This window comes from Limnoglobus roseus, from assembly GCF_008254045.1.
GTDB lineage: Bacteria > Planctomycetota > Planctomycetia > Gemmatales > Gemmataceae > Limnoglobus > Limnoglobus roseus.
In genome coordinates this window covers 1908738-1926851 of record NZ_CP042425.1, presented here as the reverse complement: position 1 = coordinate 1926851, position 18114 = coordinate 1908738, and the positions used below count along the sequence as shown (strand labels likewise).

The window sequence follows — 18114 nt, the reverse complement described above, 5'->3', positions numbered from 1 at the left end:
GCGGTCGCGGCTGGAGTTCGTAGTCCTTCGCCCGGTCAACTTTGGTCATCGAGTCGGCGCGTCGGACACCCCGTTCGATCTGAGGTTCTTCAACAGCGTCAGGATGGCGGCCGGGTCGATCGGCTTCACGAGGTGGGAATCAAAGCCGGCGGCTTCCGACTGGCGGCGGTCGTCGTCCTGCCCCCATCCCGTTTGCGCGACGATCACAATCCGGTCGCCGCCGGGCAGTTCGCGGACCCGGCGGCAGACCTCGTAACCGTTCATTTTCGGCAGGCCGATGTCGAGCAGGAGTAACTCCGGCCGCTCGCGCTCGACCATCGCCACGGCCGCCGGACCGTCGAACGCTTGGCGGACGTCGTGGCCGAGCAGTTCGAACAGCTGGGTAAGGCTCTCGGCGGAATCGCGGTTGTCGTCCACGACCAGGATTCGCCGGCGGTCCGAGGCGACTTCGCGCAGGGTGCTGTTCTGCCCGTGCGGGCCTTCGCCGAGGGCCACGAGCGCCACCGGGAGGCGGACCCGGAACTCGCTGCCGCGGCCCGGCCCGGCGCTGTGCGCCTCGATGCCGCCGCCGTGCATTTCCACCAGCCGCTTCACCAGCGTCAGGCCGATGCCCAGACCGCCCTGGGCGTGGTCCCGGGTGCGATCGACTTGCGTGAACATGTCGAAGACGCGGGCGAGCATCTCGCCGGGGATGCCGAGGCCGTTGTCCCGCACCGTGATTTCGACGACCCCGCCGTGCCGTTCGGCGGCCACCGCGATCCGCCCGCCGTGTTCGGTGTACTTGGCCGCGTTGTTGAGTAGGTTGGAAAACACCTGGGCCAACCGCGTGGCGTCGGCGTCGAGGTGGATCGGGTGCGGCGGAAGCGCGACGGTCAACTCGTGGCCCTGCGATTCGATCAGCGGCCGGCTCGTCTCGACGGCGCTCTGGAGGACGGTGGCCAAGTCACAGGGCTGCTTGCGAAGTTCGAGCTTGTTCCGAGTGATCCGGCTCACGTCAAGCAGGTCGTCCACGAGGCGGACCATTTGCCCGAGTTGCCGGTCCATCATCGCGTGGGCTTTTTCGACGGCGTCCGGCCGGCCTTCCGAGAGGCGGATGACTTCCAGCCCGGTGCGGATCGGGGCGAGCGGGTTTCGGAGTTCGTGCGCGAGGGTGGCGAGGAACTCGTCCTTCCGGCGGTCGGCGTCGCGGAGTTCCCGGTAGAGCCGCGCGTTCTCGATCGCAATGGCCGCCCGGTTGGTGAGGTCTTCGGCCACCCGCAAGTCGGCGTGGGTGTACCCGCGACCCGATTCCGCCGTCGCGAACGTGACAACGCCGAGCGGTCGGCCCGCCGCCACTAGCGGCACGCAGATGTACGACCGCAGCCCCAGCGCGAGCAGCAATCCAAAGTGGTCCTCGTTCTTGGCGGCTTTCGCCAGGGCTTCGTCAGTGATCTCTTCCACCAAGACCGATTGCCCGGACCGAAAAACCTGATCGCGGCCGTTGGGAGCGCCGGGGTCGGGCGGGTACCGCTCAGTCATCTCTTCCGCGAGGCGGATTTTCGCCGGGTCCCGGTGCGCGACCGCTAGCCGTCGCAGCGCCCCGGCGTCCGTGGCCACGTCGACCACCGACCAGTCGGCGAAGTGGGGGACCGCGAGGTTCGCGACCGTCTGGAGGGTACTCTCGTAGTCCACCAGTTGCGCGAGGGCCGAGCTCGCCTCGGCCAGGAACCGGGCGCTTTCCACCGACCGCTTCTGCGCGTTGATGTTGGTACTGGTCCCGTACCACCGCACGACCTGCCCGGCGTCGTCCCGCACCGGCACGGTGCGAACGAGGTGCCAGAGGTAACTCTTGCTCGCACGGTCCCACAGCCGGACTTCCTGCTCGTACGCGCGGCCGGACCGGATCGACTCGGCCCACCGATCAGCACAGGGGGCCAAGTCGTCGGGGTGGAGGACCGTCTTCCACGCCTCGTCGATGGTGTCGGCGTCCAGCCCGGTGAAGGCGTACCACTGGCGGTTGTAGTAGTCGTTGGTGCCGTCCGCGCGGGCGGTCCAGACGATCTGCGGCATGGCGTCGGCCAGTTGGTGGAACCGTTCCTCGCTGAGTTTGGCCTCGGCCAGCGCCCGTTTCTTGGCCGTCAGATCGCGGAGGAAGCCGGTGAAGACCGGCGGGTCGCTCCCTTCCAGCTTGGTGATGATCAGTTCGACGACCACCGCCGTGCCGTCCTTCCGAACGCCCGGCATTTCCAACCGCTGGTTCAAGACCGGCCCCTCGCCTGTCGCGAGGAAGTGGGCCATCCCGCGGCGGTGGCCGTCGCGCATCGCCGCGGGCACGATCAACTCGCCCATGTCGCGGCCGACCGCTTCCGCCGCGGCGTAGCCGAACAGCAACTCGGCCGCGGGGTTGAAGGCGAGCACCCGGCCCGCGGCGTCGATCGTGATGATGGCGTCGAGCGACGCCCGCAGGACCGCCGCGTTCCGCCGCTCCGATTCCCGCAGCGCGGCCTCGATCTCCTTTCGCTCATGGATGTCGCGGAAAACCAGCACGGCCCCGGAGACGACGCCCTCGCGGCTGTGGATCGGGGCGGCCGAGTCGTCGATCGGGTGTTCCCGGCCGTCCTTCGCGATGAGGATCGTGTGGTTCGCCAGGCCGACCATCCGACCTTGTTCGAGCGCCCGCAAGGCCGGGTTCTGGACCGCCGCGCGGGTGTGCTCGTTCACGATGCGGAAGACGGTCGTCAGCGGCCGGCCAATCGCCTCGGACGCGGTCCACCCGGTCAGTTGTTCGGCGACCGCGTTCAGGAACGTCACGTTCCCGGCCGCGTCGGTGGCGATCACGGCGTCGCCGATGCTGGTGAGCGTCGCCTCGATGAGTTCCTTTTGTTCGCCGAGTCGCGCCGCACGGGTACGGGTGACGAGAAGGCGTTTGAACAGCCAGCCCAGTGCCGTGAGCAAAGCGAGGCCGGCGACGGTCGCGACCGTCGTCGCGGCGACGCGGTACGCCTGCCACGACCCCGGGTCGCGTTCCACGGCGTTGAGTTGTTGAAGAATCTGGTACGAGATAAACGAATTGGCCGCGAGAAGCACGACGAGCAGCCCGAACCCGATCACCACCCCGCGGTCGAAACGGCCGATCATGTGAGGGGTTTCCGTTCTACCGTTCGGCGGGTTATCGCCGGATGGGGTCAGGGACTTTGCACAGACACTCCTCAGCGGTGCGGGATGTCGTCACGCAACGCTGGAAATTCGAAACTGGTCCCGGCTTCTCGCCCCGGACCACAGAGGTGTTGTGCAAAGCCCGTGCCCCGTTGGCTCAGCTAATCAAGGTGGCGTCAAGCGTGATGTCTGCCTTGAAGAGCTTGGAAATCGGGCAGCCCGCCTTCGCCTTTCCAGCGAGTTGTTCGAACGTCGCCTGGTCGGCCCCGGGCACCTTTCCCTTCAGGGTCAGATGGACGGCCGTAACCGCGAAGCCGTCGTCCACCTTCTCCAGCGTGACCTCGGCCGTGGTGTCCAGTTGCTCGGCGGTCAGTTTGGCCTCGCCCAGGATCAGCGACAGGGCCATCGTGAAGCAACTCGCGTGGGCGGCCCCGATCAGTTCCTCCGGGTTGCTCCCCTTCACGCCTTCGAACCGGCTGGAGAACCCGTAGGGGTACGCCTTCAGCGCGCCGCTCTCCGTGGAGATGGTGCCCTTGCCGTCCTTGATCCCGCCTTGCCACGCCGCCGATCCGGTTCGCTTGATCTTCATCGTTCGTTCTCCTACTGAGGGGGTGAGTCCGTCGGGCGTATCAGACATGGGCAGTGATTTGATACCACCCGGGGCGGCCGCAACCCAGGGCCAAAAGGGTCTCACGTCGCCGCGGCGAGTTTCTCTTTCTTGACGGCGTCCAGCATCGGTTGCACCATGATGTCCAGGTCGCCGGCGAGGACCGCGTCCATTCGGTAGACGGTCACGCCGATGCGATGGTCGGTGCACCGGTTCTCGGAGAAGTTGTACGTGCGAATCCGGCTGTTCCGGTCGCCGCTGCCGATCTGCGACTTCCGCGCGTCGGCCCGCTCCTTGTGCAACCGTTGCTGCTGCCGTTCGAAGAGGCGGGACCGCAAAATCCGCATCGCCCGCTCGTAGTTCTTGCCCTGGCTCCGCTCGTCCTGGCACTTCACTTCCATCTCGTCCGGCGTGCCCTTGCGGTACCAGATGCGAACGGCGCTCTCGGTCTTGTTGACGTGCTGCCCGCCCGCGCCGCCGGCCCGCATCCGCTCCCACTCGATGTCTTCCTGGTTGATCTCGACCTGCACCTCGTCGGGTTCCGGCAGCACGGCCACCGTGGCGGCCGACGTGTGGATGCGGCCCTGCGTCTCGGTCTTCGGCACCCGCTGCACGCGGTGGCCGCCGCTCTCGTAGCGTAGCCGCTGGAAGACGCCCTCGCCCTTCACGCCGAAGACCACTTCCTTGAACCCGCCAGCTTCGCCGGGGCTGTGCTCGATATTTTCGATCGTCCACCCCTGCGTGCGGGCGTACCGGCTGTACATCTCGTACAGGTCGCCGGCGAAGAGGGCCGCCTCGTCGCCGCCGGTGCCGCCGCGGATTTCCACGATGAGGCGGTCGAAGTCCTCGCCCGGTTCGATCAGGAGTTGGTCTTCGATCTTCGTCTTGAGCGCCTCGTACCGCGGCCGCATGGTGGCGAGTTCTTCCTCGGCCATCGGCTTCAACTCGGCGTCGGCCAGCATGGCTTCCGTCTGCTGAATCGCCTCGTGCAGTTCGAGGAAGTCCTGGTACGGCTTCACGACTTTCGTGAGGCTGCCGTGCTCCTTCGCCACGACGCCGAACTTGGCGGGATCGCCGGCCACGTCCGGGTCGCCGAGCTTGGCTTCGAGTTCGCGGTAGCGGGCCAGTTGTTGTTCCATCGCCGGCCACATGCGACACCAGGAGTCAGAGGACGGGAAACAGGAGTCGGGAATGAAAACAGGGGTCAGGCGTCGGAGGCGTGGCCCCTGACTCCTGACCCCTGATCCCTGATCGCAGGAGCTACTTCTTCTCTTCGGCCTTCGGTTCTTCGGGCTTCGCTTCGCCCGCCTTCTTGCCGTAGGCGGAGTTCTTGTACTTGTTCTGGAACTTCTCGACGCGGCCGGTCGTGTCCAGGAACTTCATCTTGCCCGTGAAGTACGGGTGGCTGGCGGACGAGATTTCCAGCTTGTACAGCGGGTACTCGTTGCCGTCTTCCCACTTGACCGTCTCGTTGGTTTGGACGGTCGAGGAGCTGAGGAACGAGAAGTTGGCCGCGGCGTCTTGGAAGACCACCGGGCGGTAGTTCGGGTGAATGCCTTTTTTCATGGCCGGATTCCGGTTAGTGCGAACGTAAGTTCAGGATGGGTTAGGGTAGGAACTGACGGCCGCGGGGCAAGTGCCACCTGCCGCGGGCGACGGGATTGCGAACTTATTCCGCGATCCGCTCCAGCACGAGATGCGTGCCGCCTTCGCCCGGGGTGGCGGCCGTCGTGAACACGAGTTTGTCGCCGGGCCGCAGTTCGCCGACGTGGGTGGGGAAGTCGGCGTCGAAGACGCCGAGGAACGGGCCGGGCGTGGCCCATGGTCGCGCCTCCCCGGTGGCCGGAACGTGCAGTGGCGGTGGCAGGCCGGCCCGCGCGACGGCGACGCGGCCAGTCGTCGGGTTCGCACGCACGAAGACCGCCGACACAATCGGCGGGTCGGCCAGGCCGAGTGCCACGAGCGAACGGTTGACGTGTCGCAGAATCTCGCCCGGCGTAACGGCCCCGGCCGGGCCACGGATACTAGCGGCCGTCACAAGTTGTTTCACGAGCGGACCAAACGACTCGCCGGCCCCGGCGAGGACGAATTCCAGATCGCCGCTGGCCAGCCACGCATCATGGAAATCGCCGTGACCATGAGACTGCGCCACGAACCGGAACGGCCCCAATTCCGGCAGACGCACGGGCGTCAGCGAGCGATGCAACGCCCGCACGAGTTCCCGGTCGCGGTCCCGTTGTTCGTAAGCCTTCCGCAACCGTTCGGTGATAGAGGCCGCGTCGTCGCCCTTCGCGTGCAGTCGGTTCACGCTTTCGCGAATCCGCAGGAGGGCGTGAAGTTGGGCCGCGAACAGCGATTCGTCCACCGGCCGTGCGAGGCACACGTCCGCTCCGGCTTCCAGCCCGATTCGCGTTGCGGCGGGGTCGGCGAGCCAGAGAATCGGCCGGTAGCGGTCGCCGAGTTCGACCCGCCACCGGCGTGTCTGCGCGACCGCCGACTCGACGTTCTCGGGCGGGCACATGATCGCGGCCGCCAGCGGTTGAAAGTCCACGGTGGGGAGTGAGCCGAGCGCGTGGATGAGGGGCGTGAAGCCGGTCGTCCGGACAAGGTCGCGAACGTCGTCCGCCGGGGCGTGCGGCGGGGCCGAGATCAGGATGGTGGGCGGGGCGTCCGGCATCGCACGACATTATAGACAGGGCGGCGAGCGGAGGGCGTTAGCCCCCTGATTCTGATCGAACGCAAAGGCAAGAATCAGGGGGCTGACGCCCTCCGCTCGCCGGGTTCGGACCGGCCCCGTAGAAAGCCCCTCGCATGAACCCGCCGCGCCCCGACATCGAACGCTACACGCCCCTCGCGGCGGTGCCCGGCGTACTCGCCCTGGCCGCGTTGTTCTACTTCTGGTGGCTGGCCCCGGTGGCCGTCGGTCTGTTCACGCTCGCGTGCCTGTCCGACACCCGCAAGCTCTACCTGTTCGGCCCGTTCCTGCAACTCGAACTGCGGCGCATGACGCGGCGGGTGCGGAACCACCTCTGGCGGCCGCTCATCGCGCTGGGCGCGGGCGTGCCGTTGCTCGTTCTGTACTTCGTGATGACCTATTTCCCGGCCGAGGAGCGGCCGCCGCCGGATAAGGCCGCCATGATCGCGACCGGCGGGTTCCTGTTCGTCTTCTGGTTCATCTTCATCCTCACGATGTCGGTGCTGACCACGTACATGACCTACGCCGTCGCCGAGGACCGCGAGTCGAAGCGGCTCGACTTCATCCTGGCCACCGACCTGCGCGACCGGGAACTCGTCATCGGCAAGATGTTCGCCCGCATCCTCGGCCTGCTCGCCTACCCGGCGTCGGCGCTGCCGGTCGTGCTCCTGCTGCCGATCCTCTTCAAAGTTGAACCGGCCCTCATCTTCTACGTCGTCGGCTACGCCGGGATGACGCTCGTCTCGATCGCCGGCCTGTCCGGCCTCGGGTCGGTCCTGGCCACGACGAAGAAGACGGGCGGGAACATATTCGCGATGGTCTTCCTGCCGTACCTGTTCCTGATCTTCTTCGCCTCGCAGTTGCGGTTCCTGCCGAACGTCTGGTTCTTCCCCGGTAGCCCGGGCCAACCGTCGGTGGTGTCGGTCGGCGATCTGATCGAGTGGCTGTCGATCGGCAATCCGCTCGCCCTCGGCATCCGGTGGGTGACGGTCGGCCTCGGCGGCGGCCTGTCCGTCGTGGCCGACGACTTCCCGGCTTACGCGGCGTTCCACACCGTCGTCGGCGGTTTCGCCTTCCTGTACGCGGCGTACATGGTCCGCCGGGCGGCCGCTAACCGCGGCGAGGTCGTCAACCCGTCCGACCAGGAGTGCAAGGTTCCGGCGAAGCGGAAGCCCGTGACCGAGTGGCCGGTGATGTGGAAGGAAGCCTACTGTCACCCGACCGTGGCGAAGGCCCGCGAGAACCGGCGGGCGAGCCGCCTCGGCGTGGTCGTGCTAATGATCCTGCCGGCGATCCTCTTCCTGGCGGCGGCCGTCTCGGACCTGTTCGGCTATCAACCCGTGATCTTGGAAGTCGCGCGACACTTCCCGATGTTCGTGGCGTGGATCGCGATCATGTCGGTCGGCCGGTTCGGGCTGGAGTCGATCGCGCGCGAGCGGGAGCGGGACACGCTGTTGATGCTCGTTTGCACGCCGTTGCCACCGGAAGAGATCATTCGCCAAAAGTTCTGGGGCCTGATCTGGCTGATGCGCGGCTCGCTGCTCTGGCAGCTCGGCGTCGGCATCCCGGCCGTCCTGTGCGGGGCGTACCGGTGGTGGGCGTACCCTTGCCTGGTCGTGCTCCAGGTCTTGCTGGCGTTCGTCATGGCCGCCTACGGCCTGTTGGTGTCCGCGAATTCGCCGAACGTGGAAACGGCCGCCCGGCGGTTCGGCCTGCGGCTGGTGTTCACGGTGGTGCCGGTGATGATGGTGAGCCTGCTCGCCTACGCCGCGCTCAATGCGTGGGCCTCGTGGTTCAAATACGCCATGCTGACAATGCTGCTGCCGCTGGGCCTTCTCGGTATCGGCAACACGCAACTCGCTGTGCCGGCCGAACTGCCGTACTGGGGCTTGGCCTTCCTCGCCGGCGTGGTGTTGTACGCGCTGCTCGGCTGGTGGATTTGGCGGCGGGCCGTGCGACGGTTCGTGAGGGCATGCGACCCCACGTCGGACACCGGGCCGATGCTCGACAACCGGGCCGCGTAACCGAAGGACCGCAACGCCATGCCGACGATTACGCTGCCGTTCGTCCTCGGCCTGACGGGGTTCTTCCTCGCCGTGTTGACGGTCCTGCCCGGCCTCGCGCTGAAAGTCGTCGCCTTTGTGCGTCGCCGCGAGTCGCCGGCGGTGCTGGGACCGCTGTTCTGGGACGAACTCGTCCGCGTCACCCGCCGCGGGGCACATCTGCGGTTGCGGACGGCGTACTCGCTGTTCCTGCTCGTCAGTCTGCTGGTGGCGTACCTCGGCGAGTTCCGGGAGGTGAACCCGATCCGCCTGCTGTTCGGCCCCGGCGAGGAGTTTCCCCGCGAGCGCGTCACCGCCTTCGCCGAGACGTTCTTCCACGTCTTCCTCTTCTGCCAACTGATCGCGCTGACGATCGTCACGCCGGTCTTCGCGGGCGGCTCGATCACCGAAGAGAAGGACCGCGGCACGCTTGCCTTCTTGCAAACGTCGCTGCTGACGAACCGCGAGATCGTGCTCGGCAAACTCGCCGCCCGCGTGGTGTTCGTCCTCGGCCTGTCGCTGACGGGGTTGCCGGTGCTGGCCCTCACGCTCCTCTTCGGCGGCGTCGACCCAGACATTCTCGTCACGTCGTTCGTCGCGGCCGTGATGTCCACCGTCAGCCTCGCGGCCCTCAGTTTCTGGCTCGCGACGGGGAAAGAGACGCTGAAGGAAGTGCTCGTCCTGGCCTACATCCGCGTGCCGTTCTGGTTCGCCGTGGGGTCATGTTTCAGTTTCTCAAATCCTATCTTCATGAGCCTGTTGCCGTCGCCGTTCGTATTCACCTTGTTCAGCATTCAAGGTAACGGGCCGACCTTCGACTTGATGGGGCTATCCGCTATCTTCGTCTGCGTTCACGGCCTCTTGGCGATGGTCTACGCGATCCTGGCAATGGGCAACATCCGGGCGGCGGACATGCGGTTCGTCGAGCAACAACGCGAGGGACCGTACACGACGCGCATCCCGACACTGTCCGAGTTGACCGAAGAACCCTATCGGCCACGCTACGTTCCGGTTGTGGAAGGCGTCCGCCGCGAGCGACCGCCGCCGCGGTTGCGGCGCATCCCGTACCTGCACGACGACGACCCGTTCGTGTGGAAGGAGACGTACTTCGGCGGGAGCGCGTTACGGTTCGAGGCCGACCTGATGGGCTGCGTGACGGGGTTGCTCGTCGCCACGCTCATCCCGCTCGCGTTCGGCATCTTCATCGCGCTACTGAGTTCGGACCGGCCCGGCGAAGTCCTGAACGGACTCTTCCGCATCGCGAGCGTCAGCCTGGGGGCGTTCTTGATTCCACTGGCCGGGGTGCGGGCGACCGGCTGCGTCTCGCGGGAGCGGCAGCGGCAGACGCTCGACTCGATGCTCACGCTGCCGGTGGACCGGGTTGAGTTCCTGCGGGCGAAGTGGCGGGCCGCGTTCCGGTGGCTGGTGAAGTGGCTGATCGGCTTCGCAGCCTTCACCGCCGTAACAACTCTCTTCCTGTCTGTTTCATTCCCCGGCGTCCTCCTCAGCCTGCTCGCTCTGGGAGCGGCCGTGATGTTCTTCCTCACACTGGCCGTGTGGCTGTCGGTGCGGTGCGCGACGGTCGTGCGGGCGACGACGTGGTTCCTCGGCATCACGTTTGCCGCGTTCCTGCTGCCGCCGATGGTCGCGGTTCTCGTCCGCGGGGCGGTCCAAATCCTCGGCGGATCGGCCCGATTATTCGACGCCGCGACCACGAGCCTCAGCCTGCCGTTCGCTCTCGAAGCGGTGGCCGCCCCGCTACCTGCCGACGGTCGCTTCACGGAATCGTGGGCCGGGGCCGCGGCGGCAACCCTCGCCCTGACTGGAGCATTCCTGGGTTTGGCTGCGCTGCTCTGGCGGGACGCCGTGCGGCGGTTCGAAGACGAAGGGCGATAAGATACCCGTCCGCCCGACACACCGGAGGTTGCACCGTGAAGAACAAGACGATTGCCGTGCTGGCCGAACAGAAGTACGAGGAAATGGAACTGTGGTACCCGGTCTACCGCTTCCGCGAGGCCGGGGCGAAGGTCGTGATCGTCGGCCCGGAGGTCGGCGTCACCTACCCCAGCAAGCTCGGCTACCCGGCGAAGTCCGACGCCTCCGCGAAGGACGTAACCGCGGCGCAGTTCGACGCGATCATCATTCCCGGTGGCTTCTGTCCCGACTACATCCGCCGCAGCGAGGCGATGATCAAGTTGGTCCGCGATGCCCACGCCCAGAAGAAGATTCTGGCCGCGATCTGCCACGGCCCGTGGGTGCTGTGTTCGACCGACGCCCTCCGTGGCGGCCGGAAGGCCACGGGCTTCTACGCCATCAAGGACGACATGGTGAACGCCGGGGCGACCTGGGTGGACGCGGAAGTCGTCGTCGACGGCCACGTCATCACCAGCCGCAAGCCAGACGACCTACCGGCGTTCGCGTCGGCGATCATGAAGACGCTCGGCTGAGCAGTGTCACTTGACCTCGCCGTGGACGCGCTCGGCCGTGAGCGGCGACGACTTGCCCGCGTCGAGCGGCTTGCGGAACACCGGCCGCTTCTTCGGTTGCTTCTCGGCCGCCTCGGCCGAGACGTACGTCCCCTCGAGCGCCGTGCTGAACGCCTGGAAGTAGAGCATCACGCCCGCGATCTCACCCAAACCACTGTCACCCCCGAGGGCGGCGAATTTTGTCAGCGGGTTCGGCCCGGCCATGAGTGCCCGGTAGCTGAGGATCGTCAGCCGGTCGTTCTTCACGCGGAACTGGTAGCTGAACGGCAGGTCGGTGAACATCTCGTTAATCAGCGGCTCGACGAGCGGGAAGAACTTCGCGTACTCGCCGATTTCTGCTCCGAGTTCGCCGTTGGCCTTCAGGTGCGTGACCTTCGCCGACGTGACCACGCCGTAGATCGTGCCGTTGCTGCTCAGCGAAACCTCGGCCTCCGTTTCGATCTCGAACTCGACGCCCATCACGTTGCCTTCGATCAGGCCGGTGACGCGGTCGTCGTCGTAATTCCAGGTGATGCGGCCGTGGCCGTAGGGGTTGACTTCCACGTCCTTCACGAAGCTACCGGCGGGCATGCGGATCACTGCCTCGCGGCGGCGGGGCGTGGGGTCCGGCTTGCCCTCGTCGGCCTTCGCGGCCGGCTTCGGCGGGCCGTCCTTGTCCTTTGCCGCGGCCGGCAGTTCCAACTTCTTCGGGCCGTCGGCCGTCGCCCACTGGCCGATTACGAAGCCCACCAACCCGGTGGCGATCATCGCGGCCGCCGCGATGAGTTTGAGGTTCTTCCAGATCATGGTCTTTGCCACTCCTTGCGACAGGGAAAACGTCCGTTCCGAAACTCCGAGACTGTTCAGCGGCTCGCCGGCCAGCACGGCCAAGGCCGCGTGTGCGGTCGCCCAAACCCAACCCGGCGACACGCTGCGGGCCGTGCTTCCGGTGACGGTCAGCACGGCCGCGAGGACGACGCCACGGGCGGCCAATCGACTCTGCAACCGCTCACGGGCGCGGGCCAACCGCGTAACGAGGGTGCTGGTCGGGCAACCCAACCGCCGGGCGGCGTCGGCCGTGGACAGCCCGCCCACGTAGCACAGTTGAATGGGCAGCCGGTACTTCTCCGGCAACTTCGTGATCTCCTCGGCCAGCACTTCGCCGCGGTCGTCGGCGACCAACTCCACGGCCGGCACGTCCCCTTCCAGCGGGCCCGCCCGCGTCCCCTGTTGCCGCAGGCGGCGGGCGACGTTCTCGGCAACGCAGTACAACCACGCCGCCAGCGCGGCCGGCCGGCGGATGCTGTCGAGTCGCTGCACGAGGACGAGGAAGGTGGCCTGCGTCGCGTCGTCGATGTCGGCGGCCGAGCGCAGCCACGACCGGCAGACGGCCCGGATGGCCGGCGTGTGGCGGGCGACCAGGACGGCGAACGCGACTTCGTCCCGCGTGGCCCGGAAGTGCGCGAGCAACTCCGCGTCCGGGCGGTCGTCGTCGGACAGGACCGACGCGGGGGCGGCGAAAAGCGACGCGATGCGGAGGGCGGTCATGGGCCTCGTGAATCCGTTCAGGTGGCGGCCGTCAGGAGATAAGTGCGGGGCGAGCCGGAAAAGATCTCACAACTTTAACGATTTTTCCGCCCAGAGGAAGTGCGAAGTTCGGGCGGGTGGGCATTCCCGGCACGGGACGGGTTTCATCTGGCCCCGAAGAAGGGGCTAACCGTGATTGCCTCCGATCGGCCGTTGCAACTCGTCCGCCGATCAGGATGGCTTAAAGAAGAGGAGGGTCGCCGCGTAGGCGCAGCCGGCGGCTGCGACGATGACAAGCACAAGGAGAACGACTTTCTGCCACACGCCCGCCCCCGCGGTCGTCGGCGCTGCGGCCGCCGGCTGCGGCTTCCGGACTTTGTCCACCGGCGGATTCTCCAGTACGTCGGCGAAAATCTTCCCCACGTCCTTTGCGGACTGGTACCGGTCCTCGCGCTTCTTGGCCAACAGCTTCCCGATGATCCCGGACACCCACTGGGGGGCTTCCGGGGCGAAGTCGCGGATCGGCTTCGGGTGGGACCGGATGATCGCCTCGAGGATGACCATCGGGTTCCCCTCGCCGAACGCCGGGTGGCCGGTGAGGGCGGTGTAAAGCACGCAGCCGAGGCTGAACAGGTCGCTCCGCGGGTCGAGTTTGTCGCCGCGGGCCTGCTCCGGGGACATGTACATCGGCGTCCCGGCGACCATGCCGCTCTGCGTCAGCCGGGCGTCGGTACTGGCCAGGGCGAGGCCGAAGTCGGCGATCTTCGCCTGGTACACGCCGCCGATCTGCTCGACCAGGATGTTGCACGGCTTGATGTCGCGGTGGATGAGGGACTTCTCGTGCGCCGCCGCCAGCCCGCGGGCGATCTGGCCGCCGATCGTCAGCACGTCCTTCACCGGCAGCCGGCCGAGGCGGTCGACCAGGTTTTGCAGCGTCTCGCCGGGGATGTACTCCATCACCAAGTACGGGTTCGGCTCCTCCTCGACGGCGTAGATGGCCACCACGTTCTCGTGGCGGATCGCGGCGGCGGCGCGGGCCTCGCGAACGAACCGCGCCCGCGGCGTGGACCCGGCGCCGAATTCGGACGACAGAACCTTGATCGCGACCTCGCGCGTGAGCTTCTCGTCGAACGCCTTGAGGACCATGCCGTAGCCGCCCTCGCCGAGAACCTTGAGGATTTCGTAGTGGCTGAGGCGGCCGATCGAGCCGGGCTTCTTCGACCGTTCCAGGAAGCTCATGCCCAGGGCCTTGTACGCCGCCAGCGTCTCGTCGCCGGGCGAATCCGCTTTCGGATTGGACGAAGCCATTCGTTGCCTCCTGCGAGTCGTGCGGATGTTTTGGACGGGGGGCGGGGCCGGTTAACGGGTCTGAACCGCGTTCACTTCGACCGCGGTTCGACGCCCAACAGGTGGCGGACGAAGAAGTCCATCCGCCGCCGTTGGCCGTAGGGAGACTCGGCCGCGCCGTGGTTCGCCCCGGTCATGTACAGTAGGTCGAAGTCCTTGTCGGCCTTCTCCAGCGCGTTCACCACTTGGAGTGTACTGGCCGGGTCCACGTTCGTGTCCACCTCGCCGACGACGAGCATGAGTTTGCCCTTCAACTTGTGGGCGTTGGTCGTGTTCGACTGGGCGGCGTAGTGCGGGCCGATCGGCCAGCTCATCCAGAGTTCGTTCCACCAGATCTTGTCCATGCGGTTGTCGTGGCAACCGCAGTCGGCCACGCCGACGACGTAGAAGTCCGGGTACGCCAGCATGCCGCCGAGGGCGTTCTGACCGCCGGCCGAGCCGCCGAAGATGCCGACGCCCTTGCGAATGTCCATCTCCGCGTGCTTCGCGGCCGCCGCCCGGATCCAGGCAATGCGGTCGGGGAAGCCGGCGTCGCCGAGGTTCTTCCAGCACACGTCGTGGAACGCCTTCGACCGCCAGTTCGTGCCCATGCCGTCGCACTGCACGACGATGAATCCGAGGTCGGCCATCTGCTGGTGGCGGTAGTAATTCTGGAACCGCTTCGGCACGAAGTGGTCCTGCGGGCCGGCGTAGATGTTCTCGATGACCGGGTAGGTCTTCTTCGGGTCGAAGTTGCTCGGCCGCACGATGACCCCGTAGATGTCCGTCTTGCCGTCGCGGCCCTTCGCCGTGAACCGCTCGATCGACTGGTAGCCCTTCTTTTTCAGGTCGGACGCATCCGCCGTGGCCAACTCCACCACCTTCGCCCCGTCAGCACTGCGGAGGACGTGGACCGGCGGCAAGTCGACGCGCGAGTACGTGTCGATGAAGAACTTGCGGTTCGGCGACCACTGGATGCCGTGGATACCGTCACCCTCGGTGAGCACCTTGAAGCCGGTGCCGTCGAGGTTCACGCGGGCGTAGTGGACGTGGTATGGGTCTTCGTCCGGCTTCACGCCGACGGCCCGGATCATGACTTCACGCTTCTCCGCGTTCACCCGTTCCTCGACGCCGCGGACGGCCCACTCGCCCTTCGTGATGGCGTTCTTCACCGTGCCGTCGCGCGCGTCGATCAAGTAGAGGTGGTTCCAGCCGTTCCGCTCACTCATCCAGACGAGTTCGTTCGTACCGTCGAGGTACTGGAGGTAGAGCTTCGACGAGTAGTCGAAGAACGTCTTGCACTCCTCGTTGACGATCGCGGTCGCCTTCCCCGTCTCGGCGTCCACGGACACGATCCGCATGACCGTGTGGCCGCGCTGGTTGTAGAGGAACAGGAACCGCTTCGAGTCCGGCGTCCAGTGCTCGTAACTGATGTCCCACGGGTTCGGGAACAGCGTGTCGGCGACGGGGATTTCCTTCCGCGTGGCTAGGTCGAACAGGTGCGGCTTCGGCTGCGGGATCGGGTCGCCGGGCTTCAGGTACGGCACCGTCTTCGTCTTCGGCTGGAGCTGATCCTTCGGCGACGATTCGACGTAGGTGACGACGCGGTCGCCGCCCTTCTTCTGCCGCATCGCGATCAGCTTCTTCGAGTCCGGGGACCAGTAGAAGGACGTGTACCCGTCGTCGGCCTTGCCGTCGGTGGAGAGTGCCTTCTCGGTGCGAGCGTCGCCGGTCCCTTCGCGAATCCAGACGTTGTAGTCCTTGACGAAGGCCGTGAACTTGCCGTCCGGCGACCGCGGGCCGGCCTGCGCACGGCGTTCGCCGCGGGGGCGATTGCCGCCGGGCGGTTGCGGGGCGGCCGGGGGGCGAGCCTCGCCGACCGTGAGGGTTCGCTTCTCGGTGTCGTACTTCCACCCCTTGTCGAAGGCCGTGAAGCCGACCGTCGTGCCGTCGAGTGTGATCGCCCGGAACGGCAACTTCTCCGCATCGACCTTCCGCTCGGCGGCCTTCGCGAGCGCCTCGGCAAGTTGTTTGTGGTCGAACGCCGGGCCTTTCTCCCCCTTCTCGGCGTCCACCGTCACGAAGCGACTGCGGCCGTCGGGGAGCTCCTCGCGGAACCAGAGGCGATTGCCGCCGTACCAGTTCGGCGTCACGACGAGGTTCGTGACCGCGTTCGCGTACTTCTCGCGCAGCGACATCGCCCGCTTGTAGTCGTCGGCCGTGCCCTGGGCGAAGGCGACGGACGGAAGGACGAGAACGAGCAAGAAGGAGCGCGACATAGGTGGGGATGCTTGTGGGTGATGGATCATGACCCGCCCTCAAGGGCGGGCCGACAAGCTTCGCGGGAAGCCCCGTGAACGGGGCCGAATGGCAGTGTTATTTCTTCTTCGCAGGCTTCTTCTCGTCGGCCTTCTTGGCGGCGGGGGCCGGCTTCTTGGCGGCCTTCTTCTTGTTGCCGAAGATCGCGGCGTAGCCGTCGGCGTACTTCTTGTTCTCGGCCATGCCGATGCGAACGATGCTCACAGGTGTTACCTCATGGAAGTGGTCGGCCGTCGCCCTTCGCGAACGGCCATCCCTTGACAGTGTAATGCGGCGCGCACGCGCGGTAAACGGTCCGCTACGGAAAAGCTGCGAAGCGGAAGAGAATGTCCGCCGCCCGCTCGACCTGCGCGAGTTCCACCCACTCGTCTTTCGTGTGCGCCTGGGCGATGTCGCCGGGGCCGAAAACCACGGCCGGGATCGTGGGCGAGATGGAAGAAGCGTCCGTGCCGTAAGGGACAGCGAGCTTCTCGTGCGGGCCGATCGCCTTCGCGAACCGCTGCAAGTGCGGGTGGTCGTCGGCCGTCGGCGAAAGTGCCGGACACGCGAAGTGGCGTTTCGTCGCAATCGAGAAGCCGAAGTCGCGGGCCGCGAGGAAGGCACTGAGGTCGTCGATGGCGGCTTGCGCGTCCTCGCCGGGTAGCAGGCGGCGGTCGAGTTGGATGACGCACTGATCGGGCACCGTGTTCGGCGACACCCCGCCAGCGATCATGCCGACGCTCAGCGTCGGCGAGCCGAGTCGCGGGTGGCTGCGTGAGGTTCGCAGCTTCTCCGCGTACTCCTCGACGGCGGCCACGACCTTCGCCATGCGGTAAACCGCACTCACGCCCTCGTCCGGACGCGAACTGTGGCACGCCCGGCCGCCGGTTTCGAGTTGCCAGCGGACGACGCCCTTGTGGGTGGTGACGACGTTCAACAACGTCGGTTCGGCCACCACCGCGAAGTCGGCCGTGAGGTTCGCCTTCATCAACTCCTGCACGCCGAGGAAGGTGTGTTCCTCGTCCACGGTGAACGCGAGGATGACGTTCGCGGACCCGACCGGCTTCTCGCGCACCAACCGGGCGAACGCGGCCAACATGCACGCGATGCCGGCCTTCACGTCGCACGCCCCGCGGCCGAAGAGTTTGCCGTCGCGCAGGACGGCCGCGAACGGCTCGACCGTCATGCCGTCCACGGGGACGGTGTCCTGGTGGGCTTCCCACAGGTACGTGATCGGCGAATCGGTGCGGTAGAACGCGATGAGGTTATCCCGGCCGGCCGCGACGGGTTGTCGGTGACACTCGACGCCGAGTGATTTCAGTTGGCCTTCGAGGTACGCGGTGACGCGGCTCTCGTGCGCGAGGTCCGACGGGATGTCGGTGCGGCCCATCGGGTTGATCGACGGGCGGCGGACGAGGTTCTGGAGGAGTTCCGTCACCGTCATGGGTGGTCATCTCCCGAAAGCCCAGGGACGGCCGTCCCTGGGCTTTCGGGGGTGGTGACGCCCGCGCGAAAATCCCAGACCCACGCGCCCTCGGAAACGTGTTTCAGGATGTAATTGTACGTGTTCAACTGGTGGGCACGGTCCTTGATTGGGTTCGCCTTGCTCCGGACAGCCCACAGTTTGCCGGTCCACCCGGACTCTTTCGCGATGAAGTTCGAGTGCTTCTTGGCCTGCCCGAGCCATTCCCGCGGGACCGGCCCGCCGGGCATCTTGGCCAAGAGATGGCAGTGCTGGCCGCTCATGCTCAGCACGAGCAATTGGAGTTCGAATGTCAGGAGCTTCTCGACAAGGGCTGCCCCGACGACGGCCCGCCAAGCCGATGTGAGGATGACCGGCGGTTGCTTCAAGAGCTTCTTGCTGCGCTCGTGCTGCGAGGCATACATCCCCGCAGGCGGCCGGTGTTTGTAGTCGCCTTCGACGTGCTCGCGGTGGTGGCGCGTCCGGTAGCCGCGGGGGTCGCCGTACAGCCACGCGCCGTAGGTGTGCGAGGTGCAGTGGAACCACTTCTCCATGCG

At 66.6% G+C, this 18114-nt stretch carries 14 protein-coding genes; 3 read left to right on the top strand and 11 right to left on the bottom strand.

The window, feature by feature from the left end:
- Positions 1-45 precede the first annotated feature (45 nt).
- The 5 genes from PX52LOC_RS07965 to PX52LOC_RS07945 all read right to left on the bottom strand — a co-directional run bounded on the left by PX52LOC_RS07965 (position 46) and on the right by PX52LOC_RS07945 (position 6419).
- The gene (locus PX52LOC_RS07965) at positions 46-3117 is read right to left on the bottom strand and encodes a PAS domain S-box protein (protein WP_149109592.1); all 3072 of its coding nucleotides are present in this window, start codon (positions 3115-3117) and stop codon (positions 46-48) included.
- Positions 3118-3292: 175 nt separating this feature from the next.
- Positions 3293-3724 carry an OsmC family protein gene (locus PX52LOC_RS07960; RefSeq protein ID WP_149109591.1) on the bottom strand — a complete coding sequence of 144 codons (432 nt, stop codon included), beginning with the start codon at positions 3722-3724 and terminating at the stop codon, positions 3293-3295.
- A 101-nt stretch (positions 3725-3825) separates the two neighbouring features.
- On the bottom strand, positions 3826-4881 hold the full coding sequence (gene prfA, locus PX52LOC_RS07955) for a peptide chain release factor 1 (protein WP_246173673.1): 1056 nt from the start codon (positions 4879-4881) through the stop codon (positions 3826-3828).
- Positions 4882-5002: 121 nt separating this feature from the next.
- Positions 5003-5308 carry a type B 50S ribosomal protein L31 gene (locus PX52LOC_RS07950; protein WP_149109589.1) on the bottom strand — a complete coding sequence of 102 codons (306 nt, stop codon included), beginning with the start codon at positions 5306-5308 and terminating at the stop codon, positions 5003-5005.
- Between the two features lie 103 nt (positions 5309-5411).
- Positions 5412-6419: a PP2C family protein-serine/threonine phosphatase gene (locus PX52LOC_RS07945; protein WP_149109588.1), complete on the bottom strand. Its 1008-nt coding sequence runs from the start codon at positions 6417-6419 to the stop codon at positions 5412-5414.
- A 134-nt stretch (positions 6420-6553) separates the two neighbouring features.
- On the opposite strand from PX52LOC_RS07945, the gene PX52LOC_RS07940 reads away from it, so the two are divergent.
- The 3 genes from PX52LOC_RS07940 to PX52LOC_RS07930 are packed head-to-tail and all read left to right on the top strand — an operon-like array spanning position 6554 to position 10926.
- A complete protein-coding gene (locus tag PX52LOC_RS07940) occupies positions 6554-8461 on the top strand; it encodes an ABC transporter permease subunit (protein ID WP_149109587.1) in 1908 nt (635 codons plus the stop codon).
- A gap of 18 nt (positions 8462-8479) precedes the next feature.
- On the top strand, positions 8480-10375 hold the full coding sequence (locus PX52LOC_RS07935) for an ABC transporter permease subunit (protein WP_149109586.1): 1896 nt from the start codon (positions 8480-8482) through the stop codon (positions 10373-10375).
- 35 nt (positions 10376-10410) lie between these two features.
- Entirely contained in the window at positions 10411-10926 is a 516-nt protein-coding gene (locus PX52LOC_RS07930; protein ID WP_149109585.1) for a type 1 glutamine amidotransferase domain-containing protein, read from the top strand.
- Positions 10927-10932: 6 nt separating this feature from the next.
- Here the strand turns inward: PX52LOC_RS07930 and PX52LOC_RS07925 are convergent, their stop codons facing one another.
- The 6 genes from PX52LOC_RS07925 to PX52LOC_RS07905 form a co-directional block, all read right to left on the bottom strand.
- Positions 10933-12492 (bottom strand): RNA polymerase sigma factor, encoded by a 1560-nt coding sequence (locus PX52LOC_RS07925; protein WP_149109584.1) that lies wholly within the window; start codon positions 12490-12492, stop codon positions 10933-10935.
- Between the two features lie 210 nt (positions 12493-12702).
- Positions 12703-13779, bottom strand: a complete 1077-nt coding sequence (locus tag PX52LOC_RS07920; RefSeq protein ID WP_149109583.1) for a serine/threonine-protein kinase — start codon at positions 13777-13779, stop codon at positions 12703-12705.
- A 71-nt stretch (positions 13780-13850) separates the two neighbouring features.
- Positions 13851-16076 carry a DPP IV N-terminal domain-containing protein gene (locus PX52LOC_RS07915; RefSeq protein ID WP_246173672.1) on the bottom strand — a complete coding sequence of 742 codons (2226 nt, stop codon included), beginning with the start codon at positions 16074-16076 and terminating at the stop codon, positions 13851-13853.
- A 97-nt stretch (positions 16077-16173) separates the two neighbouring features.
- Positions 16174-16320 carry a hypothetical protein gene (locus PX52LOC_RS40315; RefSeq protein ID WP_168218862.1) on the bottom strand — a complete coding sequence of 49 codons (147 nt, stop codon included), beginning with the start codon at positions 16318-16320 and terminating at the stop codon, positions 16174-16176.
- Between the two features lie 94 nt (positions 16321-16414).
- Entirely contained in the window at positions 16415-17539 is a 1125-nt protein-coding gene (locus PX52LOC_RS07910; RefSeq protein WP_149109581.1) for a M20 family metallopeptidase, read from the bottom strand.
- Positions 17536-18111: a hypothetical protein gene (locus PX52LOC_RS07905; protein WP_149109580.1), complete on the bottom strand. Its 576-nt coding sequence runs from the start codon at positions 18109-18111 to the stop codon at positions 17536-17538. The genes PX52LOC_RS07910 and PX52LOC_RS07905 overlap by 4 nt, the downstream gene beginning before the upstream one ends.
- Positions 18112-18114: the final 3 nt, after the last annotated feature.